We start from the raw sequence: 3893 nt of genomic DNA, 5'->3' as shown, positions 1-3893 counted from the left end.
GACGTGGAGAAGACAACGGTTCTTCGTGCTAAGGAAACACAACTTCAAGAACTCTTCCAAGATTTTGTGGCTAGTTATCCAGAGGTGCAACAGATGATTGAAGAGACCTTTAATAGCCTTTATAATCGTACAGTTTCAAAAGTTTATGATGGCAGCCATTTAACCATTGATGGGCTTGCCCAGAATATTTCCTTACGCCCTCACCAAAAGAATGCCATTCAACGAATTGTCGAGGAAAAACGTGCTCTACTAGCCCACGAGGTAGGGTCTGGAAAAACCTTGACCATGCTTGGAGCTGGTTTTAAGTTGAAAGAATTAGGGATGGTGCATAAACCTCTCTATGTGGTTCCTTCTAGTTTGACTGCTCAGTTTGGTCAAGAAATCATGAAATTTTTCCCAACCAAGAAAGTCTATGTGACTACTAAGAAAGACTTTGCCAAAGCCAAACGTAAGCAGTTTGTGTCTCGGATTATTACAGGGGACTATGATGCCATTGTCATTGGGGATTCACAATTTGAGAAGATACCGATGAGTCGTGAAAAACAGGTCGCCTATATCAATGACAAACTTGAGCAACTCAGAGAAATCAAGCTAGGAAGTGACAGTGATTATACGGTGAAAGAAGCGGAGCGTTCGATTAAGGGATTGGAGCACCAGTTGGAAGAACTCCAAAAACTAGAGCGAGATACCTTTATTGAATTTGAAAATCTTGGCATTGATTTTTTCTTTGTGGATGAGGCTCATCACTTCAAGAATATCCGTCCAATTACTGGACTTGGAAATGTCGCTGGCATTACCAACACCACTTCAAAAAAGAACGTAGATATGGAGATGAAGGTGAGACAGGTACAGACAGAGCATGGAGATAGAAATGTCGTTTTTGCGACAGGAACACCAGTTTCTAACTCTATTAGTGAACTTTTCACCATGATGAATTACATTCAACCTGATGTTTTAGAGCGATACCAGGTATCCAATTTTGATTCATGGGTTGGGGCTTTTGGGAATATCGAAAACTCTATGGAACTAGCCCCGACAGGAGATAAGTACCAACCCAAGAAACGGTTCAAGAAATTTGTCAACCTGCCTGAACTCATGCGAATCTACAAGGAAACTACCGATATTCAGACTTCAGATATGCTCGACTTACCTGTACCTGAAGCTAAGATTATTGCGGTGGAAAGCGAGTTAACGCAAGCTCAGAAATACTATTTGGAAGAGCTGGTAGAGCGTTCGGACGCTATCAAGTCAGGTAGTGTTGATCCAAGTAGAGATAACATGCTTAAAATCACAGGAGAAGCCAGAAAACTAGCTATTGATATGCGGTTGATTGACCCTGCTTATACCTTATCAGACAATCAGAAAATCCTTCAAGTGGTCGATAATGTCGAGCGAATCTACCGTGAAGGAGCTGGAGACAAGGCGACTCAGATGATTTTCTCTGATATTGGAACACCTAAAAGTAAGGAAGAAGGGTTTGATGTTTACAATGAACTTAAGAACTTGTTGGTCGATCGAGGGATACCAAAAGAAGAAATTGCCTTTGTCCATGACGCCAATACCGATGAGAAGAAAAACTCTCTCTCACGCAAGGTCAATAGTGGGGAAGTACGGATTCTCATGGCTTCTACGGAAAAAGGTGGAACGGGTCTAAACGTGCAATCACGAATGAAAGCTGTTCACCACTTAGATGTTCCTTGGCGTCCCTCTGATATTGTACAGCGAAATGGACGACTAATTCGACAAGGAAACATGCACCAGGAGGTGGATATTTATCACTATATTACCAAAGGGAGCTTCGACAATTATCTCTGGCAGACACATGAGAACAAGCTCAAGTATATCACTCAGATAATGACCTCAAAAGATCCTGTTAGATCAGCTGAAGACATTGATGAACAAACTATGACGGCTTCTGACTTTAAGGCCTTGGCCACTGGTAATCCCTACCTTAAGCTCAAAATGGAATTGGAAAATGAACTGACAGTTTTAGAAAATCAAAAACGAGCCTTTAATCGCTCCAAAGATGAGTATCGCCATACCATTTCCTATAGTGAGAAGCACCTCCCTATTATGGAAAAACGGTTGAGTCAATATGATAAAGATATTGCCCAATCTTTGGTAACAAAGTCGCAAGATTTTGTCATGCGATTTGACAATCAAGCAATGGATAATCGTGCTGAAGCTGGGGACTATCTGCGAAAACTCATTACCTATAACCGCTCAGAGACCAAGGAAGTTAAAACACTTGCCAGCTTTAGAGGATTTGATTTAAAAATGACTACACGAGGTCCTAGTGAGCCCTTGCCAGAGACTGTCTCTTTAATGATTGTAGGAGATAATCAATATACAGTCGCCCTTGATTTGAAATCAGACGTGGGAACTATTCAACGGATTAGCAATGCCATTGATCATATCATGGATGACAAAGAAAAGACGCAAGAGCTGGTAAAAGATTTAAAAGATAAACTACGAGTAGCCAAAATAGAAGTTGAGAAAGTCTTTCCCAAGGAAGAAGATTATCAGCTTGTAAAGTCTAAGTATGATGTTTTGGCTCCCTTGGTAGAAAAAGAAGCAGAGATTGAGGAGATAGATGCAGCTTTGGCCAAGTTTAGTGAAGATATAACACCCCAAAAGAAACAACAAATAGCACTCGAGATATAAGAAAAATGGCTGACAAATATTTTTGAACGCGGTAAAATGAAGTCAAGAAATGACAAAAGGAGAACAAAACATGACCCAAACACTAGAAGAAATGCGTTATCAACTAGAAGAATGGTTGTCACAAGGCTTTACGAGTCCAGAAGATAGGGCAAACTACCAAACCTTAAAGGAACAGTATGAAGATGAGACCTTTGATTACAGTTTTTCAAAGCGTGAAATTACTGGACAGCTGGAACTCATCATCACAAGTCGTGAGAATGATTTTCCAAACTTAGATGAGGTGACGAAGGCAGAATACCTTGATTTGGTTGCCCAACTTGATGATTTAGACAAGGGACAGGCTGACTATTATCGCAAGCAATTAGCCTAGAAAGAGGTGTAAGATGTTGGAACAAATTCTACAAAGCCTTTTGATTTTCGCAGCAATAGGACTGATGTTGCTCGTCCTTTATCGGATTGTGAAAGTTTCAGGTGCTTTGTTTCTTATCGGACTCATCAGTGGATTAGTCTTTATTGAAATCTATGGAATCTACCTCTTCTTTACTGAGAGATACCTCTATACAGAAGATTTAGCAACTAATGGAGTTTGGAGTTTTACTGCTTTCTATGTTTGTTTTAATGTTTTGATAATAGCAGGAGTGGTAGTGAAGCTTGTTAAAAGTAGAGTGGCACAAATTACAAATAAATATTTGTTTTTTGAAGAACTTAATTGACCCCTAGTAACTCTCAGAGGCTTGTAAATTAGTCTTTGAAGTAATATACAAGCCTTTAAATATTATATTTCCTGTCTTGTTTTTTTGATATAATTGGGTAAATAATATAAATACGACGGGGAGTAATATTGTGAATGCTAATTTTTTTGTGAAATGTAAAACATGTTATAGTGTAATGAGAATAAGAGTGCAAGCAGGTTTCTATAACTGGATACCATTTACATATGAATGTCCAGAGTGTAAGGTAATTTGTAGTGGAGAGATATCAATACCTTCACAAATTAGTCCGACCGAAAAAATGAATAGAAAAACAATTGCTAAATTAAAAAATTGTATTGAAGTTAAAGAGGGTGAGTTTGAGATTGATGAAGTAAATAGTGTTATTCAGTTATCTTCGGAACTTTACACTGATAAGCTTATGAAATCAGAGGGAGTAATATGAAAAGGCAACACTTTTCTGTACAAAATTTATAAAGTGTTTTTGTTAAACGATTGCTCTTTTAGTCATGGGTGTTT

4 protein-coding genes are annotated in these 3893 nt (G+C 38.7%); all 4 read left to right on the top strand.

All coding sequences use genetic code 11. The features are described 5' to 3' along the window. The coding region (locus tag ACPC57_RS11345; RefSeq protein ID WP_434066993.1) for an SNF2-related protein at nucleotides 1-2664 on the top strand (2664 nt) is incomplete at its 5' end. A gap of 70 nt (nucleotides 2665-2734) precedes the next feature. Beyond that, complete coding sequence (locus ACPC57_RS11340) at nucleotides 2735-3034, top strand: DUF5962 family protein (protein WP_434066992.1); 300 nt, start codon at nucleotides 2735-2737, stop codon at nucleotides 3032-3034. A gap of 13 nt (nucleotides 3035-3047) precedes the next feature. Then, entirely contained in the window at nucleotides 3048-3377 is a 330-nt protein-coding gene (locus ACPC57_RS11335) for a DUF5966 family protein (RefSeq protein WP_051673287.1), read from the top strand. A 187-nt stretch (nucleotides 3378-3564) separates the two neighbouring features. After that, a complete protein-coding gene (locus ACPC57_RS11330) occupies nucleotides 3565-3819 on the top strand; it encodes a hypothetical protein (RefSeq protein ID WP_434066991.1) in 255 nt (84 codons plus the stop codon). Nucleotides 3820-3893 lie beyond the last annotated feature (74 nt).

The sequence above is a fragment of the Streptococcus sp. VTCC 12886 genome, assembly GCF_049893425.1.
GTDB classification, from domain to species: domain Bacteria; phylum Bacillota; class Bacilli; order Lactobacillales; family Streptococcaceae; genus Streptococcus; species Streptococcus suis_AA.
Note: the sequence above shows the minus strand (reverse complement) of the source record. Positions and strands in the feature narration are given on the sequence as shown.